Origin of the sequence: Microbispora sp. GKU 823, from assembly GCF_002027145.1 — a bacterium.
Classification (GTDB): domain Bacteria; phylum Actinomycetota; class Actinomycetes; order Streptosporangiales; family Streptosporangiaceae; genus Microbispora; species Microbispora siamensis.
Window position 1 is genome coordinate 38468 of the sequence record NZ_MWJN01000045.1, and the last position, 19698, is coordinate 58165.

15 protein-coding genes and 1 pseudogene are annotated in these 19698 nt (G+C 70.8%); 8 read left to right on the forward strand and 8 right to left on the reverse strand.

What is annotated here, in order from left to right:
- Positions 1-16: 16 nt before the first annotated feature.
- The 4 genes from B1L11_RS23405 to B1L11_RS23415 all read left to right on the forward strand — a co-directional run bounded on the left by B1L11_RS23405 (position 17) and on the right by B1L11_RS23415 (position 5583).
- Positions 17-907 (forward strand): AfsR/SARP family transcriptional regulator, encoded by an 891-nt coding sequence (locus B1L11_RS23405; protein ID WP_079316473.1) that lies wholly within the window; start codon positions 17-19, stop codon positions 905-907.
- A 17-nt stretch (positions 908-924) separates the two neighbouring features.
- Positions 925-2877 carry a tetratricopeptide repeat protein gene (locus tag B1L11_RS23410; protein ID WP_256862818.1) on the forward strand — a complete coding sequence of 651 codons (1953 nt, stop codon included), beginning with the start codon at positions 925-927 and terminating at the stop codon, positions 2875-2877.
- A gap of 62 nt (positions 2878-2939) precedes the next feature.
- Positions 2940-3149: a hypothetical protein gene (locus B1L11_RS45545; RefSeq protein ID WP_143737480.1), complete on the forward strand. Its 210-nt coding sequence runs from the start codon at positions 2940-2942 to the stop codon at positions 3147-3149.
- 253 nt (positions 3150-3402) lie between these two features.
- A complete protein-coding gene (locus tag B1L11_RS23415; RefSeq protein ID WP_079316475.1) occupies positions 3403-5583 on the forward strand; it encodes an alpha/beta hydrolase-fold protein in 2181 nt (726 codons plus the stop codon).
- A gap of 73 nt (positions 5584-5656) precedes the next feature.
- On the opposite strand, the gene B1L11_RS23420 is transcribed toward B1L11_RS23415, so the two are convergent.
- Complete coding sequence (locus tag B1L11_RS23420) at positions 5657-6025, reverse strand: MerR family transcriptional regulator (protein WP_079316476.1); 369 nt, start codon at positions 6023-6025, stop codon at positions 5657-5659.
- Positions 6026-6151: 126 nt separating this feature from the next.
- On the opposite strand from B1L11_RS23420, the gene B1L11_RS23425 reads away from it, so the two are divergent.
- Positions 6152-7225, forward strand: coding sequence for an alkene reductase (locus tag B1L11_RS23425; protein WP_079316477.1), 1074 nt, complete (start codon positions 6152-6154; stop codon positions 7223-7225).
- Between the two features lie 48 nt (positions 7226-7273).
- On the opposite strand, the gene B1L11_RS23430 is transcribed toward B1L11_RS23425, so the two are convergent.
- Positions 7274-7939, reverse strand: a complete 666-nt coding sequence (locus tag B1L11_RS23430; protein ID WP_079316478.1) for a DUF6461 domain-containing protein — start codon at positions 7937-7939, stop codon at positions 7274-7276.
- 116 nt (positions 7940-8055) lie between these two features.
- Between B1L11_RS23430 and B1L11_RS23435 the strand changes: the two genes are divergently transcribed.
- Positions 8056-8865, forward strand: coding sequence for a permease-like cell division protein FtsX (locus B1L11_RS23435; RefSeq protein WP_143737481.1), 810 nt, complete (start codon positions 8056-8058; stop codon positions 8863-8865).
- A 153-nt stretch (positions 8866-9018) separates the two neighbouring features.
- Positions 9019-9279 carry a GNAT family N-acetyltransferase gene (locus B1L11_RS23440; RefSeq protein WP_256862819.1) on the forward strand — a complete coding sequence of 87 codons (261 nt, stop codon included), beginning with the start codon at positions 9019-9021 and terminating at the stop codon, positions 9277-9279.
- A gap of 35 nt (positions 9280-9314) precedes the next feature.
- Here B1L11_RS23440 and B1L11_RS23445 read toward each other — a convergent pair whose 3' ends face one another.
- The 4 genes and pseudogenes from B1L11_RS23445 to B1L11_RS23460 form a co-directional block, all read right to left on the reverse strand.
- Positions 9315-10799, reverse strand: a complete 1485-nt coding sequence (locus B1L11_RS23445; RefSeq protein WP_143737482.1) for an endonuclease/exonuclease/phosphatase family protein — start codon at positions 10797-10799, stop codon at positions 9315-9317.
- A gap of 674 nt (positions 10800-11473) precedes the next feature.
- Complete coding sequence (locus tag B1L11_RS23450) at positions 11474-11806, reverse strand: DUF6247 family protein (protein ID WP_079316482.1); 333 nt, start codon at positions 11804-11806, stop codon at positions 11474-11476.
- A 290-nt stretch (positions 11807-12096) separates the two neighbouring features.
- Positions 12097-14201 (reverse strand): annotated as a pseudogene (locus tag B1L11_RS23455) (3-hydroxyacyl-CoA dehydrogenase NAD-binding domain-containing protein).
- Positions 14198-15382, reverse strand: a complete 1185-nt coding sequence (locus B1L11_RS23460) for a thiolase family protein (RefSeq protein WP_079316483.1) — start codon at positions 15380-15382, stop codon at positions 14198-14200. The pseudogene B1L11_RS23455 and the gene B1L11_RS23460 overlap by 4 nt, the downstream one beginning before the upstream one ends.
- Before the next feature lie 238 nt (positions 15383-15620).
- On the opposite strand from B1L11_RS23460, the gene B1L11_RS23465 reads away from it, so the two are divergent.
- Positions 15621-17219, forward strand: a complete 1599-nt coding sequence (locus tag B1L11_RS23465; RefSeq protein WP_143737483.1) for an acetylxylan esterase — start codon at positions 15621-15623, stop codon at positions 17217-17219.
- Positions 17220-18078: 859 nt separating this feature from the next.
- On the opposite strand, the gene B1L11_RS23470 is transcribed toward B1L11_RS23465, so the two are convergent.
- A complete protein-coding gene (locus tag B1L11_RS23470) occupies positions 18079-18471 on the reverse strand; it encodes a glyoxalase (protein WP_079316485.1) in 393 nt (130 codons plus the stop codon).
- A 1-nt stretch (position 18472) separates the two neighbouring features.
- A complete protein-coding gene (locus B1L11_RS23475; RefSeq protein WP_079316486.1) occupies positions 18473-19696 on the reverse strand; it encodes a ribonuclease D in 1224 nt (407 codons plus the stop codon).
- Between the last annotated feature and the right edge of the window lie 2 nt (positions 19697-19698).

A 19698-nucleotide genomic window follows, 5' to 3' on the forward strand; every position in this document is an offset into this window, starting at 1 on the left:
TCGGGGTGGAGGCGGCGTGGAATACCGGCTCCTGGGTTCGGTTCGCGTCCGCGACGCGGACGGCCGGGAGGTCCCCCTCGTCCGTCCGAAGCACCGTCAGCTCCTCGTCACCCTGCTCGTGAGCGCCAACAGGGTCGTCCCGGCCGATCACCTCGTGGAGCATCTCTGGGACGGCACGGCGCCCCGCTCGGCACGGGGCAACCTCAAGACCTACGTCTCGGCGCTGCGCCGGCTGCTGTCGCCGGAGGACCCGGCGGCCGCGCCGATCGAGACGGTGGGAGACGGCTACCGCCTCGTCGTACGACCCGGCGAGCTCGACCTCCTGACGTTCCGGGACCTCGTACGGCAGGGCCGTGGCGCGCTGAAGGCGGGTGACGTACGGCAGGGGGAGGCCAGGCTCCGGCGGGCCCTTCTGCTGTGGCGTGACGATCCCTTGCAGGGCGTGCCGCTCACCCTCCTGATGAACGAGATCGCCGCGGGGCTGCGGGAGGAGCGGCTGGGGGTCTTCGAAGACTGGGCCGACGCCCGGCTCGATCTCGGCCTGCACGCGGAGGCGATCGGCCCGCTCCGGCAGTGCGTACGCGACCACCCCCTGCGTGAACGCCCGTGGGGCCAGCTGATGCTGGCCCTCGTGCGTGACGGCCGGCGGGCGGACGCGCTCGCCGCCTTCCACGAACTGAGAACCCGCCTGGTCGAGGAGCTGGGCGTGGAGCCGGGGCAACCCGTTCAGCGGCTCCACCAGCGGATCCTCGCCGGGGGACGCCGACCTCTTCCTCGACGCTGCCCGGGCCGCCCCGGGCGGGACCCGCGACGGCGGGGGACCGGCACCCCCGGTGGCGCCCTCGGCGGTGCCGAGGCAGCTTCCCGTCCGGCGCGCCGCACTTCGTCGGCCGGGAGCGGGAGCTGAGCCGCCTGGAGGCCTGGCTGAACCCTCCGGACGGGTCGCCGCCGACGCCGGTGGTGACGATCTGCGGCCCGCCGGGTGCGGGCAAGTCCGCCCTGGCGCTCCACGCGGCGCACCGGGCCGCGGCCCGTTTCCCCGACGGCCAGGTGTACGTCAACCTGCGCGGCGCGATGCCCGGCGTGCGACGACTGGACACGGGTGAGCTGATCGGCCGGCTTCTGCGGACGTTCGGCACGCCGGGGTCGGAGGTTCCCCCCGACGTGGACGAGGCCGCCTCGGCCCTGCGTACGATCCTCCATGGCAGGCGGGTGCTGCTCCTCCTCGACGACGCCTCCTCGATCGCGCAGGTCGGCCCCCTGCTGCCGATGACCTCCGGCTCGACCGTCCTGCTGACGTCCCGCGAGAACCTGGCGCCGGCCGCTCCCGCCTCGCACGTCGATCTCGGCCCCATGCCGCGGGACGAGGCGGTCGCCATGCTGGTGCGCCGGTTCCGGTCCGGCGGCGTCGGCTTCTCCCAGAAGGCCATCGAACGGCTCGCCGACCTCTGTGACGGGTTTCCTCTGGCTCTGCACGTCGCCGGCGCCCGGCTCGCGAGCCGCTCCGGCTGGTCGGCCGACATGCTCATCGAACGCCTGGAGGACGAGAGCAGCCGGCTGGACGAGCTGCGCACCGGGCAGGTCGGCGTGCGCAGCAGCATCGCGGTCAGCTACACGGCCCTGGCCGGCAGCGGGCAGACCCTCGACCGTGAGGCTGCACGGGCGTTCCGCCTGATCGGCCTGCTGCGCGTACCGGACCTGAGCCTGGAGGCGGTGGCCGCGCTGCTCGACGTGCCGCCACGGACGGCCGAACGAGTCGTCGAAAGGCTCTTCGACGCGCGGCTGGTCGAAACCCCGACTCCCGGCCGCTACACGTTGCACGACCTGATCAGGCTGTACGCGCAGGAGCGCGGGGTGGACACCGAACCGCCGGAGCGACGGGAGGCCGCGCTCCGCCGCGTGCTCGGCTTCTTCCTCGCCACCACGGGCGCGGCCGTACGGATGATCGACCCGCATCGCCTGCACGCCGGCGTGCCGGAGGTGCCGCAGACGCCCAAGGCGCTGCACGACCGGGAAGAGGCGACCCGCTGGCTGGAACGGGAGCGGCCGAGTCTGCTGACGATTCTCGGCCAGGCGTGGGACGGCGACGCGGCGACCGCTCACCTCGCGATTGCCCTCGCCCTCAACCTGCAGTGGCATCTGGCCGCGCAGGGGTACCGTCACGAGATGCTCTGGCTCGGCACGAGGTCGCTGGAGACCGCGCGCCGGCTCGCGGACCGTGTGAGCGAGGCACAGGCGCTGGCCATGGTGGCGATGGCGCACCGCCTGCTCAACCACGACGAGGAAGAACTCACGTGCCTCCATGAGCTGCTGGACCTGTGCAGGGAGCTCGGCGACCCTCTCGGAGAACTGCGCGCGCTCGGCAACCTCGCCAGTGCCTGCCTGTCGCTGGAGCGCCCGGAGGAGGCGCTGCGATATGCCGAGCGGCAGCTCGTGATCAGCCGGCAGGTCGAATCCCCCGTGGGCGAGCGGTACGCGCTGATGATGGTCGGCGAAGCCCATCTGCTGCTCGGATCACACGACGAGGCCGTCGCGACGCTGCGGCAGGCGCTGCGGCGCGCCCGGGAGGCGGGCGACGCGATGCACGAAGCGATGACGCTCCGGCGTCTCGGCGAGGCGCACCTCGAGGCCGGGGACGTCGTCGCCGCCCGCGCGCAACTCCTGGACGCGCTGGCGAGCTTCGACGCCTTCGCGCAGGGGCCGCAGGAGCGTTCGCAGGCCCTGGTCGCGCTGGCCCGGTCCTCCCGGATGCTCGGCGATCTCGACGAGGCGTCGAGGCACGTCGCGGAGGCGCTGCGGATCGCCAGGGAGAGCGGCGACCGGCACGACGAACGACGTGCCCTCCGGGAGCAGGCCGAGATCCACGGCCACGGCTGACCGTTTCCGGTCCACCCGCCCGCACGCCCGAAACCGTCGTCGGTGTCCCCATTGAATCTTCAATGAGTGCGAACTTTCTCGTCCGGATCCGCATCGAAGTCCCCGAAGGTCGCTACAAAACGGGGAGAAAGATGAAAGAGCACATGAAACACCTCCTGATTGCCGCATTGATCGGCGCGGGACTGGTCGCGGGGGCCAGCGTCGTCGTTCCGGACCACCACGTCCAGGCGATCGCCGACCTGTTCCCCGACCCGGTGGGCAGCTGCTGCTGACCGTCGCGAGTGACACGCTGTACGCCGAGCCGCCGCGCCGATAGGGCGCGGCGGCTCGGGGCCGAGTCCCGAGGCGGGCCGGCGGAACCTCCCTGTCCTGGCCGGCATGCCGAGAGCCTGAAACAGGCTTGTGTTCCCAATGTGTATCAATTACCTTGACTTGGTGGAATCGCGACTGTTAACGCTCACTACTAAAAGAGAGTGAATGCAGCGTGACGGCGGAAGTCCAGGCATGCAATCCAGGAGTTTCGGTATGGCGTTATTCCATCACGGCGGCATGCGCCCCACGGGTGTGCGCCGGCTCTCGGCGGTGATCGCCGCCGGGGTCATGATGGTCGCGGCGGTCCTGACCGCGCCTCGGCCGGCGGTGGCGGACACACCGTGGCTGAGCGTTTCGGACGACGGCTACGTGTCGATCAGCATCCCGGCGGCCTCCATCGAGGCCAACGTGGGCCAGGTGTCGGAGGTGATGGTCGAGGGGAACTTCGGCCCCTCCTTCGCGTGGGCGGAGTACGGCCTGACCCGCCGGGGCGACGTCTGGTGGGGAGCCCTCGGCCCACTCAAGCCGGGGCTGTACTCCTACCAGATCACGGGCGACGACACCAAGGTCCTCAAGGATCCGACGAACGCCACCAGCGTGGCGTCCAAGCCCTTGTGGAGCACCTTCATCGTCCCGGGTGACTCGGCGCGCCTGCTGGCGGATGCGCCTCAGGGGCAGGGCGGCAAGGTCGAGACCCTGACCTACCGGACCAAGAAGAAGGAGCGTTCGGCGCTGGTATGGACGCCGCCGCGGTACTCGGCCAAGGGTGCCAAGGCCTACCCGGTGCTGTTCCTGCGGTCAGGCGAAGGGCAGAGCGCAACCGACTGGCTCGATCTCGGCCGTGCCAAGCAGATCCTCGACAACCTGTCGATCCAGGGTGCCATGGAGCCGATGGTGGTCGTGATCAGCGACGGAGACGGGCCGGACGACGAGAAGGAGCTGAAGGACCTCCGGAAGGCGGCCGAGGACAAGTACCGCGTCCTCCGCGACCCGGCGCACCAGGCCATCGCCGGTGTCTCCGAGGGCGGGACGCGGGCGCTACGTGCGACTTTGGCCAACCCGGGTCAGTTCGCTTACGTCGGCTCGTTCTCGGGTCTTCTGACGGACGGCGTGGATCGGGCGAACGCCAAAGCCGTCAATCGCACCGTCACGCTGGTGCGTCTGTACACCGGGAACGTGACCGATCCCGCGTACAACGCGACCGTCCGCCTCACGAGGGCGCTGGACCGCGCCGGTGTCAGGTACGAGTTCGACGGGGTCAACCCCGACGCCGGGGCGAACTGGAACGCCTGGCAGGAGAACTTGATCGATTTCGTGCCACGGCTGTTCCGCACGGTGCCGGATCACGGTCCGAGCGCAGGGCACGGGCGGTTGAAGGGCGAGTTCAAGCCGCCGCTGCCCGGCACCAACCCGACGCCGTTCCTGACCGAGGACGGCTTCGTCACCTTCGAGACCACGACGGACTTCACGAACGCCAAGCACGTCACGCTCTGGGCCAACGTGGCTCCCGGAGGGAGCTGGCTGCGCATCCCGATGTCCCGTGAAGGCGACCGGTGGCGGGTGACCATGGGCCCGCTGGACCCGTGGTTCTACTACTACCAGGTGATCGTGGATCGGGTCGGGGTCAAGGACACGTCGAACCCGACGAAGGTGACCTCCGAGCCGACCTGGAGCACCTTCCTCATCCCGGGCGAGAGGTCGCGCCTGCTCTCGGACGTTCCCGCCGGTCAGGGCGGAAAGATCGAGAGCCTGACATACCGGAGCACCGTGGCGAACCAGGACCGGACCGCGTTGGTGTGGACCCCGCCCGGGTACGACGCCGGCCGCGCGGAGCCCTATCCGGTCCTCTACCTCCAGCACGGCAGCGGTCAGAGCTACACGGACTGGGTGGAGATGGGTCGCGCCAAGCAGATCCTCGACCACGAGTTCCTGGACGGGAAGCTGGTGCCGATGGTGGTCGTGATGGGCAACGGCAACGTGTCCGACTTCACCAAGGAACTGCTGGACAACATCGTTCCGGCGGCCCGCGCCCACTACAACGTCTCCGGCGACCCGTCGCGGCAGGCCCTCGCCGGCCTCTCGATGGGCGGTGTGCAGACGCTCGGGGTGCTCAAGGCGTACCCGGGGAGGTTCGCCTACGTCGCGGCGTTCTCGGCCTGGTTCGGCGACGGTGCCGGCGTCGACGTGGAGGCGGTCAACAGGGGGACCGCGATGCTGCGCCTGTACGTCGGCGACCAGACCGACTTCGTGCAGCCGTTCTTCATGGGGTCCCTGACCACGTTGAACGATCTCGGTATCCGCTACGAGTTCGACGGGGTCACCCCCGGACCGCACGGCTGGGACGTGTGGCAGAAGAACCTCATCGACCTGGCGCCGCGTCTGTTCAGACGCTGACCCGCGGTTTCTCACGGCGCAGTCGCCCGACGCAACGGGCGACTGCGCCGCGCCGTCCCCGTCATGCCCGAGGTCAGCGAGGCGTCAGCTGGGCGCGGTGGGCACGGTTGATCTCGATGAGCCGGTCGAGGGCGTCGCGGGCCTGCAGGAGCTCGTCGATGTGCCGGCTGATCCGTTCTCGCTCCTGGAGCAGCCGCTCGAACGCCTCGTCGGAGTTCCGCTCGTTCGGCGAGTCGACGCACGGCAGCACTTCGACGATCGTCCGGCTGGAGAGCCCGGCGGCGTACAGACACTGGATGAGCCGTACGCGCTCGACCTCGTCGTCGGTGTAGTGGCGCTGGCCGCTGGGGCTGCGCGTGCTGGTGAGCAGGCCCTGCTCCTCGTAGTAGCGCAGGGAGCGGACGCTCACCCCGGCCTGCGACGCCAACTCCCCGATCCGCATCGCGCCTCCTGTCGAAAATCTGCGCTCGAACGCTTGCATCTAACGTCAATGTCAGGTCTTAGCGTAGTCACCGTGTCCAGCCGGCGGACGCGTCCTTCCGCAGGAACCCCTGAAAGGCACTCAGGAATGACGACCCTTTTCGACCGCTACCAGCTCGGCGCGCTGACCCTGCCCAACCGTGTGGTGATGGCCCCGATGACCCGGGTCCGCGCGGCGGCGGGCGGCCTGGCGACACCGTCGATGGCGACCTACTACGCCCAGCGCGCCACCGCCGGGCTCATCGTGACCGAAGGGGTGCAGCCGAGCCTCGTCGGCCAGTCCAATCCGGGCACACCGGGGCTGTACACCGACGAGCAGGTCGCGTCGTGGCGGCAGGTCACCGACGCGGTCCATGCCAACGGCGGCCGCATCTTCGCCCAGATCATGCACGGGGGCCGCGTCTCCCACCCCGACACCACGGGGATGCAGCCGGTGGGCCCCTCGGCCGTCGCCGCCCCCGGGGAGGTGTTCACTCCGGCGGGGCCCAAGCCCGCACCCGTGCCGAGGGCGCTGGACACCGCCGAGGTGCCCGAGCACGCCCTGTCCTACGCGCAGGCCGCGCTCCGGGCCGTCGACGCCGGTTTCGACGGTGTCGAGCTGCACGGCGCGAACGGCTACCTCATCGCGCAGTTCCTGTCCAGCTCCGCCAACCTGCGCACCGACGCGTACGGCGGGTCGATCGCGAACCGGATCCGCTTCGCCGTGGAGGCGGTGTCGGCGACCGTCGAGGCGGTGGGAAGTGACCGGACCGGCATCCGGCTCTCGCCGGGCGCGGGCATCTGGGGCGCGGAGGAGACCGACGTCCCCGAACTGTACGGCGCGCTGCTCGCCGAACTGGCCCCCCTGAACCTGGCATACGTCCACCTGGAGGCCACCACCGACGAGGACGTGCTGGTCGAGCTGCGCAAGGCCTGGCCCGGCACGCTCATCGTCAACCCGGTCTTCCCGATGGGCCCACGGCAGACGGACAAGGCGGCCGCCGACCACTGGCTGGGGCTCGGCGCCGACCTGATCAGCTTCGGCCGCGCCTTCATCGCCAATCCCGACCTCGTGGAGCGGCTGCGCCAGGGGCTCCCCATCGCGCCGCACGACCAGTCCACCTGGTATCAGGGCGGCGATGACGGCTACATCACCTATCCCGCCTACCGCCACGCGGCCTGACCGCGTGCGGAAGCACGGCGAGCCGCCGCGCCGGGGTGGCGCGGCGGCTCAGCCTCGGCGCCCGATGTCCTGGTTTGGAGCTTCTGAGGGTGGGTCACCCCACCCCCAGAAGCGGTAGAGCGCGTTCTCCCGTAGCAATTCGAACGACAGGCGGATTCCGGTGATCCGCTCCATCAGGACGAAGGCATGGATGCGCCAGTCGTCCAGCGTCTGCTCCCCCGGCACGAGGCCTCTCTCGACGTCGGCATATCTCTCGTGCAGATTGAACAGGCCGTCGAGGTGTTTTTCGATAGGGGCCGTGTCGCCCCAGACGTCGCCGCCGTAGTCGAATGTGCACAGCGTGCGGCCCCCACGAGCGTAGTACAACCTGAATCGATAGAGGGTCTGACTGCCTATCAGGCAGATGGCCTCGCCGCCGGAGGAGAGTCGCTCAAGCGCCCGGAAAGCCCGATCGCCGCTGTACTCCAGCGCGAGGAACCAGGGCGGTTCCTCGGCCAACATCAGGTACCTTCCCAGCCTGCCCTCCTCAAGGTCGTCGTACGACTGTTTGACCAGATGGTGCAGACCACTCACGGTGACATCGACCACCTCGACATCGAGGGCGTCAATCACCTCGTCGGCCGAGGCCGCCCGGCACCATGTCATGCACAGCTCGCCGATATCAAGGGAGCGCTCGATGAGGTCCGCATAGTGAGCCTCGATGTCCGTGAGCAAGTCCCAGCCCTTCCCCGTTGATCTTCTGTCCCGTGCAATGATCTCGCGCCGAGCGGGTCGGAGGCCGTCACCGATGCTGCTTGACCGCGCGAGGACCAGTGGGCATATTCGCCGACATGTCTGATGGGACCGAGCCGAGATCCTCCCGGTCACGACTGTTGTGGATCGTGGGTCCGCTCGTCGTCGCCGTACTGGCTGCCGGAGCGTGGGGGCTGCCCCGGCTGCTGGCCGGGCCGCCCCAAGGACCTCTCCCGCCGCCGCCCGGCCCCTGGCCCACGACCGGGACGTTCGAGGTGAGCGTCGGCTCGGCGACCGAGGCTGAGAAGAAGGCCGTCCTCGCCGCGCTTGAGGCCCGCCCCGACGTACGCGAGGTCGAATATCAATCAGCCGAGCAGGAGTGGAAGGAGTACCAGGAGCACAGGAAGCTCACCTGGAGCACAAGCGACGACCCGCTCCACGAGTGGCAACGCGAAGACATGACCGACTCCATCGTCGGCGTCCTGCTCGACCGGTCGAAATCCCGTGAGTTCTCCCGCGCCATCCGTGCGCTACCTGGTGTGGACGGCGTCTATCCCCAGGGCGACGGATTCTGGTACGGCAAGGCCCACGTGTCGCTGCGCCTGTGTCTGCCCGAGCCCGGAGAGGGGGTCGGCTGCCGTGAACCTCTGACCAAGGCGCAGCAGGACGCGGTCGTCGAAGCGATCCGCGGCACGCCGGAGGTCGAGGCGTTCTACTTCGAGGATTCCGAGCACGCCACCAAGGACCTGCGGTCTCGCACCAGCAGCGATTTCACAGCCGAGGTGTCCTACTACCACCTGAAGCTCAAAGATCCCGACGACATCCCCTCCGTCATCGACCGCTTCCGAGGCATGCAAGGCCTCTGGCAGGCCCGGCCGGTCGAGCGCTGTCTGCTGGCTGAATGCTGACCGCGCCGGGCGCCGCGTTTCCTCAGGCGGCGCGGATTTGATTTCCGGCTGTCGGGATCACCTACGTATCCAGGGCTGAAGCGTTCTCGGAGGGCGAGATGGGCTGGTAGCCAGTGATGAGTCATCTGAGGGCACCCCGCTGAGCAGATAGAGATCGCGACCCCTGGTGATCGGTGGTGCCACTCGCCATCCGAGAAGAGCAGGGGGTACGCCTCGGAGGCGGCGGCGGCCCTCGCCGGGTGGTTGCGGGCGCGTGGCATCGCGCGGATCGAGGCGCACATCCACCCCGATCACCACGCGTCCATGACGGTGGCCCGCCGGATCGGCCTGCTGCCCACCGATCATGTCGAGGACGGCGAGCGCCTGTGGGCCTGGGAGCGGCCGGGCGGTGCACGGCGGGAGGCCGGAGCCTGAGGGCGCCGGTCTCCCGCCGGCCCGTGCGACGCCGCCTATTTCCTGGCGCCGGGCGGTCTCAGCGTCGCCACGACTCCCGCGTGGTCGGAGGGCCACAGTCCCGACGGCGTACGGTCAGCCGGCCGGTTGCCGACCAGGTCGACGCTCTTGACGCCGAACGCTTCGCGGAGCAGGACGAGGTCGATGCGGTGCGTCAGCGAGGAGACGGGATTGCGCAGGTCCGGCGCCTGACAGCAGGTGAAGCCCGGATCCCCCGGGTGCCTGCGCTTCCACGCGTCGGTGAAGCCCTGGTCGAGAAGGAACTGGTAGGTGGCGAACGTCGGATTGTTCGGATCGTCGGCGGTGGTGTTGAAGTCGCCGACGAGCACGATGGGCAGGCGCGTGTTCGCCGCCGTGGCCATGAGTTCCCGCGCCTGCGTCCGCTGGGTGGTGAACGGCGGTGTCGAGTCCAGATGGGTGGTGATGAAGCGGAACGTCCGGCCGCAGACGGTGGCGTCGACGGAGATCCAGCCGCGGATGTCGGTGATGGAGCCGACGGGTGTGGAGATCTTCGAGTTGGTCACGTAGGTCTGCACCTGCCGGTTGGAGAGCGTGATCCTCCTGGCCGTGTCCGCCCTGGCGATGACCACGTCGCGGTAGGTGAGGCGCACATCGAACCCGAGCGTGCTGGGCACCTCGATGTCTGAGCCGGGCATGATGGCCACCGTCTCGTAGTGCTGTCCCAGCCGGTCGAGCTCGGCCAGAAGGGCCTTGAGCTGGTCCGACTGCACGTTCTCCGCCGGCGGCGAGCCGGTGCGCACGATGTCGGCCTCCTGGAGGCCCACCAGGTCGGGCCGGTTGCGCGCGATCTCGCGGGCGACCGCGGCCGCACGTTCGGCGGGCTTGCTCGCCAGGATGTTCTGATACACGGTCGTGACCGCCGCGACGAACTGCGCCGGCGTCTGCGCGGCGATCAGTGGTGCGAAACTGCTACCCACATACATGTTCTGCGTCATGACGCGTATGTCGGGATTCTTGCACGGGTTCTGCGCCGGCTCGCCCTTACGGTTCTTCTCGTGTGAAGTCTGAGAGTTCTCTCTTCCCTGAAGGGACTGCGCCGCGTTCTGTGCCGTGTTCTGCCGGCCGTGGACGTTCTGCTCGTGTTGCTGTGTCGGTGAATTCCATACCCGTGAATCGGTCTGCTGGGTGTTCGAGGTAATCGTCCGTGAATCGACGAGCTGCCGGTTGTCCGGCAGCGTCCTCGACTGCGTCGTCACCTGCTGGACCGGCGACAGGACATGGGTGAAGTCGCGCAGCAGCTTCTGGTTCTGGTTCTGACTGCCGCGCTGCCGCTGCCGCTGGTCGTTCCTGTTCCTGTCCGTGCCGGGGTGCGGGGAGGAGAGGTGGACGGCGGCGTGACGGGGCAGGTCCCGCGCGGTCACGGGACTGGCGGCGCCGCTCACGGCGGCATTGGCGACGGCGCCGCCGGTCAGTAGGGCGCCGACCGCGGAAAGGGCGACAAGACTGATTCTTCTGGGCAATTCAGCTCCCCTGTGCGCGGGTTTCCCCGGGCATTTCCAGTTGATGGAGAATGTCCTGTTTGTGACCCGCCGTGAATCGTTGCGTGCCGCCTTGGTTTTCCTTGCCGCTCATGGTGTAAACGGCCTTCGCTTTTTCTTTCGACTATCTTTGATGCGCACGTAGTGTCCGCCGGAACGCCCGTCGCCGAGGCCCCCTTCTTGCGCGCTCGTTTCCTCCTGCTTTGATGGAAAGTCGAAGGCAATACGGGAGGCGGCAGTGGAGACGGCGGAGTGGTACCGGTACTTCGCGGAGCGCGAGGTCAGGGGGCGCAGCCCCATATACGACGCACTGGCCCTGGGGCAGGGCTCGAGCGTTCTCGGCTGGTGAGATGCTCGCACCGCTGGGACGGGCGGGTGGTTGAGGGCGCCCCGGTGCGGAGATGACAAACGCGACCCCTCATGATCGTCGGTGTCTAGCCAATCGATCAAGAACAGGGGCCGCGTTCGCGTGCCGATCATCCCCGATCGGCGTGCTCTGCCGCCACCTGGAGCGCGTCACCATCTCCGATCCGCTGTCCGACCTGCCCGCTCTAGCCGCGGTGCTGGATGCCGTACCCGACCCTCGCAGCCGGCGCGGGCGCCGCTACCCACTCGGCCCGCTGCTCGCGTTAGCCCTGAGAACGCTTCAGCCCTGCCTACGTATCGGTCCTGCCGGCGGCGAGAATCTCGCGCCACGGCTTCCCCTCGGAACGGGGTCCGCCGGCGAGGACATGTTCGGCCCGCTCGTGCATCTGCCGGCGGCCTTCGGGATCGCGTACAGAGTCGCAGGCGGAGATCCACCACCGGTGTACGAACGCGTTGAGCGCACCCAGGTCCAGACTGCCCCTGACCTCGCCGAGCACTGCCTTCAGCCCCGCGTCGAAGGCCTCACGGTCCTGAGGGGTGGTCAACGCGGAGCGTATGGCTCGCAGGTTCTTCTCCGGCAACGGCGTCTCGCCGGGCACGAAGTCGTGCGGCTGCGCTGTCATGGCCTGCTCCCTTCCTGCTCATAGAGAACTAGAGAGGAGGGATGACATCCTCCGCATTCCAGGGTTCAGAGTCCACCCAGGTCGCAGCTTCGGTAATGCGGAGCCGCCGCGCCGGGGTGGCGCGGCGGCTCGGGTCGGGGCCCTGTGGTGCGGGGCCCCGTGTTCCGCGCGGCCCTGTGGTTGAAGGGCCTGGTGGGTCCGCGGTCTCGTGGTTCGCGGGTCCATGGCGGAAGGCTCGGGCGGGCCGCCCGGCGCGGGCCGTGTCAGCCTGGGCCGGGCGACCGCATGCGTCAGGCCGGTACGGAGGCGACGCCGGGCTCCAGGAAGCGGGAGCCGGTGACCTCCTCGGAGATGCCCGTACGGTCGAGGTAGGGCGTGATGCCGCCGGTGTGGAACGGCCAGCCCGCGCCGAGGATCATGCACAGGTCGATGTCCTGCGGCGCCGCGACCACGCCCTCGTCGAGCATGAGCCTGATCTCCTGGGCGAGGGCCCGCAGCGCGCGCAGCCGCACCTCCTCGCCCGTCGACGGGGACGAGCCGCCCTCGAACAGCGCCCGCACCTCCGGGTCGATCTGGAAGTCCGGGCCGTACAGGCCCGGCTTGCCCGCGGCGACCAGCTTGGCGAGGTTCTCCGAGACGCCGAACCGGTCCGGGAACGCCGCGTGCATGGTCTCGGCGACGTGCAGCGCGACGGCCGGGCCGACGAGCTGGAGCAGCGCGAACGGCGTCATCGGCAGGCCGAGCGAGTCGAGCGCGTGGTCGCGACCTCCAGCGGGGTGCCCTCGTCGGCCGCCGCCGTGACCTCGCCCATGAACCGCGTCAGCAGCCGGTTGACGACGAACGCGGGCGCGTCCTTGACCAGCACGCACGACTTCTTCAGCGTCTTGCCGACCGCGAACGCCGTGGCCAGCGTCGCGTCGTCGGTGGCGGCGCCCCGGACGATCTCCAGCAGCGGCAGCACCGCGACCGGGTTGAAGAAGTGGAAGCCCACCACCCGCTCCGGGTGCCGCAGGCCGGCCGCCATGTCGGTGACCGACAGCGACGAGGTGTTGGTGGCGAGCACGCAGGTCTCGGAGACGACCTCCTCCACCTCGGCGAAGACCTTCTGCTTCACGCCGAGGTCCTCGAACACCGCCTCGATCACGAAGTCGGCGTCGGCGAAGGCGTCCTTGGTCAGCGAGCCCGTCACCAGGCCCTTCAGCCGGTTGGCCTGGTCGGCGGAGACGCGGCCCTTGCCCAGCAGCTTGTCGACCTCGGCGTGGACGTAGCCGACGCCCTTGTCCAGCCGGGCCTGGTCGAGGTCGGTCAGCACGACCGGGACCTCCAGGCGGCGGGCGAACAGCAGCGCGAGCTGCGAGGCCATCAGCCCGGCGCCCACCACGCCGACCTTGGTGACCGGGCGGGCCAGCGACCTGTCCGGCGCGCCGGCCGGGCGCTTGGCCCGGCGCTGCACCAGGTCGAAGGCGTACAAGCCGGCCCGCAGCTCGTCGCTCATGAGCAGGTCGGCCAGTGCCTCGTCCTCGGCGGCGAAGCCCTCGTCGCGCGACGCCGTACGGGCCAGGGCCATGAGGTCGAGCGCCCGGTACGGCGCGGGGGAGGCGCCCCGCAGCTTGAGGTCGACGAGGGTCCTGGCCTGGTCGATCACGGGGGACCAGTCGTCGGCGGTGTGGTCGGCCCGCTCGACGGTCACCTCGCCGCGCAGCACCTGGGCGGCCCACCGCAGCGACTCCTCGACGAAGTCGGCGGGCTCGAACATCGCGTCGGCGATCCCGAGCGCGTACGCGTCCCGGCCCTTGATCATGCGGTTCTGCGACAGCGGGTTCTCGATGACGAGCTTCAGCGCCTTCTCCGGCCCGATCAGGCGGGGGAGGAGCTGGGTGCCGCCCCATCCGGGAACCAGGCCGAGGAAGCACTCCGGCAGCGCGATCGCCGGGACGCCGGACGACACGGTGCGATACGTGCAGTGCAGCGCGATCTCCAGCCCGCCGCCCATCGCCGCGCCGTTGACGAACGCGAACGACGGCACGTCCAGCTCGCCGAGGCGGCGGAACACGTGGTGACCGAGCTGCCCGATGGCCAGCGCCTCCTCGCGGGAGGACACCGCCGCCGCGCCCTTGAGGTCGGCCCCGACGGCGAAGATGAACGGCTTGCCCACGACGCCGACGGCCGCGAGGTCGGAGCGCGCGGCGATCGCGTCGAGCGCGTCGTTCAGCGCGAGCAGGCCGTGCGGGCCGAAGGTGTTGGGCTTGGTGTGGTCGAGGCCGTTGTCCAGCGTGATCAGGGCCATCGTGCCCGCGCCGTACGGAAGCTCGACGTCGCGCACGAGCGCCTTGGCGACCACCTCGTCGGCGTTCTTGCCCTCCAGGAGGGCCTTCCAGGTGTCGAGGGTGCTCATGACAGGTTCTCCCAGATGACAGTGCCGCCCATGCCCATGCCGACGCACATCGTGGTGATCCCATAGCGGACGTCGGGCCGCTCGGCGAACTCGCGCGAGAGCTGGGTCATCAGCCGCACGCCCGACGAGGCGAGCGGGTGGCCGAACGCGATCGCGCCGCCGTACGGGTTGACGCGCGGGTCGTCGTCGGCGATGCCGAAGTGTTCCAGGAAGGCCAGCACCTGTACGGCGAACGCCTCGTTGATCTCGAACAGGCCGATGTCGTCGATGGACAGCCCGGCCAGGCGCAGCGCGCGCTCGGTGGAGGGGATCGGGCCGATGCCCATGACCTCGGGGTCCACCCCGGCGAAGGCGTAGGAGACCAGCCGCATGCGCGGGGTCAGGCCCAGCTCCCTGGCCACGTCCTCGGCGGCCACGATGCAGCCGGTCGCGCCGTCGTTGATGCCGGAGGCGTTGCCCGCCGTGACCCGCCCGTGCGCGCGGAACGGCGTCTTGAGCGTGCGCAGGCCCTCCAGCGTCGTGCCGGGGCGCGGCGCCTCGTCCACGGTGGCCAGGCCCCAGCCCTCGGCGGCCTTGCGGGCCGCCACGGGCACCAGGTCGCGCTGGATCTTGCCGTCGGCGTACGCCTTGGCGACCTTCTCCTGCGAGGCCACGGCGAAGGCGTCGGCGCGCTCCTTCGTGATGGACGGGTATCGGTCGTGCAGGTTCTCGGCGGTCATGCCCATGACCAGTGCCGAGCCGTCCACGAGCTGCTCCGACAGGAACCGGGGGTTGGGGTCCACCCCCTCGCCCATGGGGTGGCGGCCCATGTGCTCGACGCCGCCGGCGATGGCCACGTCGTACGCGCCGAAGGAGATGCTGCCCGCCACCGTGGTGACGGCGGTCATCGCGCCGGCGCACATGCGGTCGATGGCGTAACCGGGGACCGACTTCGGCAGGCCGGCGAGCACCGCCGCGGACCTGCCGATGGTCAGGCCCTGGTCGCCGATCTGGGTGGTGGCCGCGATGGCCACCTCGTCCACCCGCTCCGGGGGGAGGCCGGGGTTGCGCCGCATCAGCTCGCGGATGACGCGGACTACCAGGTCGTCGGCACGCGTCTCGGCGTACAGGCCCTTCGGGCCCGACTTGCCGAAAGGCGTCCGAACGCCGTCGACGAAGACGACTTCACGGGACGCAGGCACGGGTTCGCTCCTACTTGTCGGTAGCTTCCGGCTCCCTATGCTACTGGTCAGTAACCGGTCCTGGGATCGGTGGGGCCGCCGTGCCTGTGAATGATCGTTTACCGGCCGGAAACCAGACGGAATCAGCACATGTCGCCGGTGACGATCTCATTCGGGATGCAACCCCTCAAACCTCAAGAATCCCCCCTCTAACTCTCCTGAGCGGCTTTCTTGGGGCATTGCACTCGAAAAGGAACCAATGCGCTCTCCTGTGCGCGCCTGGACCAAGGCGCTCGCCGCGGCCGTCACGGCCGCGACCCTGTCCGCCCCCCTCCTCGCGGGACCCGCGCACGCCGCGCCGCCCGGCTCGGCCGGCGGGGACGGCACCTGGACCGTCGAACCCGTCGGCGGCGGCCACCGGGTCACGTTCCACCTGAACACGCCGCTGCCGGTCCGCGACGCCGTCCCCGAACTCGCCGCGGACGGCCGGTCGCTCGGCCCGGCCGAGGAGTCGCCCGACGGCATGACGCTGACCGTCGTCACCCCCGACCCCGCCGTGGCCACGGCGTCGTCGGTCGACGTGGCCTGGAACGGCGAGGTGCCCGAGGCCACCGCGGCGGCCGCCGGCAAGGCCGCCCCGGCGCCCGCCAAGACTCACGGCAAACCGGCTCCCGCGCCCGTCGATCCCGCCGCGCCCGGTCCGTACGCCGTGACCCACGACGAGTACGACCTGGGCGACACCGCCATCACGCTGGAGGGCCTCGGCGGCCGTCAGGCCGAGATCCGGGCGAAGGTCTACCTGCCGGACGGCGCCCGCGGCAGGCGCCCCTTGGTCGTCTTCCTGCACGGCCGCCACTCGGCCTGCTACAACCCGGCGGCCTGGACGACGTCCAACACCCAGTGGCCCTGCCCGGCGGGACAGCAGCCCATCGCCAGCTACCAGGGCTACGACGGCCCCGCCGACGTGCTCGCCAGCCACGGGTACGCCGTCGTGTCGGTCAGCGCCAACGGCGTCAACGCCGCCGACAACCCCTACAGCGAGGACCGGGGCGCGCTGGCCCGGGGCGAGGTCGTCATGCGGCACCTCGACCTGCTCGCCGACGCCGACAGGGGCGTGGGCGACGCGAAGCTGGTGAGCCTGTTCAAGGGCCGCCTCGACATGTCCGACGTCGGCCTGATGGGCCACTCGCGCGGCGGCGAGGGCGTCGTCAAGGCCGCGCTGATGAACGCGGGCCGGGCCAGGCCGTACGGGATCAGGGCGGTGCTGCCGCTCGCGCCGACGGACTTCGCGCGGGCGACCCTGCCCGGCACGCCGATGGCCGTCATCCTGCCGTACTGCGACGGGGACGTCTCCAACCAGCAGGGCCAGCACTTCTACGACGACTCCCGGTACGCCGCGGACGGCGACCCGGCCTTCCGCTCCTCGCTGATGGTCATGGGCGCCGACCACAACTTCTTCAACACCGAGTGGACCCCCGGCGTCGCGCACGCGCCCGCGTCCGACGACTGGTCGAACCGCAACGACCCGGTCTGCGGCGGCACCGCGCCGTCGCGACTGACCGCCGCCGAGCAGTACGCCGTCGGCACCGCGTACATCGCCGGGTTCTTCCGCCTGGTCCAGGGCGGCGAGCAGGGCCTGCTGCCGCTGTTCGACGGCAGCGGCGGCACCACCGCCTCCGCCGGGCGGCCGTCGTGCACGCCGTCGCCCAGGCGCCCGCGGGCAGGCGCCTCGACGTGGCCTCCTTCACGTCGCTCGCGCCGTCCACGCGGGTCTCCGGCGCGGCCACCGCGGTCGTCTGCGCCGGGATGCTCGGCCGCTCGCCGCAGAGCGGCCTGCCGTCCTGCGCCTCCACGCTGACCACCGCGCAGGCGCCGTCCTGGACGCCCGCGACGTACGCGAACAACGTCGCCTCGACCCCGGTGCTGCGGTTCTCCTGGAGCGACCCCACGGGCACGGTGACGGTGCCGCTGGACAAGCAGGTCCAGAACGTCTCCCGCTACGACGCGCTCACCTTCCGCGCGGCGAGGGACGAGACGGCGACCGGCGACGTGGACCTCGCGGTCGAGGTCGTCGACAAGCGGGGCGCCTCCCAGACGGTCAGGGTGTCCGAGGTGAGCGACGCGCTCACGGCCTTCCCCGGCACGGCCTCGCCGCTGCCCAAGACCTGGCTGCGCACGGTCCGCGTCCCGCTGAGCGCGCTCACCGGCGTCAAGCCGCAGCAGATCAGCGAGATCCGGATCTCGGGCGCGAGCCGGCAGGGCGCGGTCTACCTCGCCGATCTCGCGTTCACCACGATGGCCGCGGGTGAGGCCCGCACCGACACGCTGCCGCAGGTGTCGGTGGAGGGCGCCACGGTGGACGAGGGCGACGGGCCGGGCACGGCCACGATGACCGTGCGGCTGTCGGGCAGGAGCGCCGCGCCGGTGACGGTCCAGATCCAGACGATCGCGAGCGGGGCCGCCCCGGTGGTCGCCTCGGCGGCGCAGGAGGTCGTCGTCCCGGCCGGGGCCCTGGAGGCGTCCTTCCGGGTGCCGGTGAACGGCGACACCGCGGTGGCGTCCGCGCCGCAGTCCTACCAGGTGGTCGCCTCCGTGCCGGTCGGCGCGACGATCGGCGGCGGCTTCACCCGGCTCGTCGTGACCGACGACGACGCGGTCTGATCACGGGCGGCTCCCGGGGGCGCGACGGCCACGCCTCCGGGAGCCTCCGCGTAGTCTCACAGCGGTTCGAGGAACTCCAGGCGGTTGCCGACATTGTCGTGGGCGTAGAAGCGGCGGTGGCCGGGGAAGTGCGGATCCCAGGCGACCTCGACGCCGGCGGCCTCCAGGCGCGCGGCGAGGTCGTCGAGGCCGGTCACCAGGATGCCCGGGTGCGCCTTACGCGCGGGGCGGAAGTCCTCCTCCACGCCGAGGTGGATCTCCAGGGCGCCGGCCCGCACCCACAGGCCCCCGCGCGCGGCGAGCACGGAGGGCTTGCCGATCTCGGTCATCCCGAGCAGGCCCACGTAGAAGGCGCGGCAGTCGTCCTCCGCACCGGGCGGAACGGCGAGCTGGACGTGGTGCAGGCGGTAGCCGAAGGGGGACTCCACGTCCGCGCCATGGCCCCGCATGTCACACCTCTCCTTTGATCTCCAGCCGTTCGAGCGCCTTGGCCAGCGGGTGGACGGTCAGGCCGATCTGCCACTCCCGCGCGCCCAGTGCGCGCAGCCGCGCCGCCACGGTCTCCTCGCTGATCGGCGCGGGCGGCTCCCAGGTCAGCCTGCGTACGGCGTCGGGCTGGAGGAGGTTCTCCGTCGGCATGCGGTGCTCGTCGGCGAGCGCGGCGACGACGGCCCGCGCCGCCACGAGCCGCTTGGCGGCGGCCGGGTCCCGGTCGGCCCACCGGTTGGCCGGGGGAGGGCCGTCCCCGGGCCCCACGGGCTGCGGCAGCGCCGCCTCCGGCATCGTGCGGGCCCGGTTCACCGCCGCCAGCCAGTCGTTGAGGTGGCGGCGGGCGCTGCGGCCGACGAACGGCGTGATCTCGGTGAGGGACTTGGTCGTGCGCGGCTGGTCGAGGGCGGCCTGCACGATCGCCGAGTCGGGCAGCACGCGGCCCGGCGCGAGGTCGGCCTCCCGCGCGATCTCGTCGCGCAGCGTCCACAGCTCCCGCACCACGGCGAGCCCGCGCAGCGTGCGCACCCGGTGGATGCCCGAGGTGCGCCGCCACGGGTCGGTACGCGGGGGATGGGCGGGAGCGGCCAGGATCGACGCGAACTCCTCCAGCGCCCACTCCAGCTTGCCGGTGGCGGCCAGCTCGTCGTGCAGGACGTCGCGCAGCTCGACCAGCACCTCCACGTCGAGCGCCGCGTAGCGCAGCCAGTCCTCCGGCAGCGGGCGGGCCGACCAGTCGGCCGCGGAGTGCCCCTTCTCCAGCCGCAGGCCGAGGACGAGCTCGACCATGGTCCCCAGGCCGACCCGCTCGTAGCCGAGCAGCCGCCCGGCCAGCTCGGTGTCGAACAGCCGCCGCGGGCGGAAGCCGAGCTCGGCCAGGCACGGCAGGTCCTGGTTCGCGGCGTGCAGGACGACCTCGGCGTCGCGTACGGCCTCGTCCAGCGCGGACAGGTCGGGACACTTGATCGGGTCGATCAGCGCGGTGCCCGCACCCGCCCGGCGCAGCTGCACCAGGTAGGCGCGGCCGCTGTAGCGATATCCGGAGGCGCGCTCGGCGTCGACGGCCACCGGCCCGGTTCCACGGGCGAAGGCGTCCACGGCGACCGCGAGCGCGGCGGAGTCCTCGATGACGGGCGGGATTCCCTCGCGCGGCTCCAACAGTGGCTGGACTACGGGTTCTGTCACGG

Excerpts from the sequence above, each read along its gene's own strand:
- B1L11_RS45545 (WP_143737480.1), top strand. The coding sequence starts at position 2,940 with ATGAGTGCGAACTTTCTCGTCCGGATCCGCATCGAAGTCCCCGAAGGT.
- B1L11_RS23415 (WP_079316475.1), top strand. The coding sequence starts at position 3,403 with ATGGCGTTATTCCATCACGGCGGCATGCGCCCCACGGGTGTGCGCCGG.
- B1L11_RS23420 (WP_079316476.1), bottom strand. The coding sequence starts at position 6,025 with ATGCGGATCGGGGAGTTGGCGTCGCAGGCCGGGGTGAGCGTCCGCTCC.
- B1L11_RS23425 (WP_079316477.1), top strand. The coding sequence starts at position 6,152 with ATGACGACCCTTTTCGACCGCTACCAGCTCGGCGCGCTGACCCTGCCC.
- B1L11_RS23435 (WP_143737481.1), top strand. The coding sequence starts at position 8,056 with ATGTCTGATGGGACCGAGCCGAGATCCTCCCGGTCACGACTGTTGTGG.
- B1L11_RS23450 (WP_079316482.1), bottom strand. The coding sequence starts at position 11,806 with ATGACAGCGCAGCCGCACGACTTCGTGCCCGGCGAGACGCCGTTGCCG.
- B1L11_RS23465 (WP_143737483.1), top strand. The coding sequence starts at position 15,621 with ATGCGCTCTCCTGTGCGCGCCTGGACCAAGGCGCTCGCCGCGGCCGTC.
- B1L11_RS23470 (WP_079316485.1), bottom strand. The coding sequence starts at position 18,471 with ATGCGGGGCCATGGCGCGGACGTGGAGTCCCCCTTCGGCTACCGCCTG.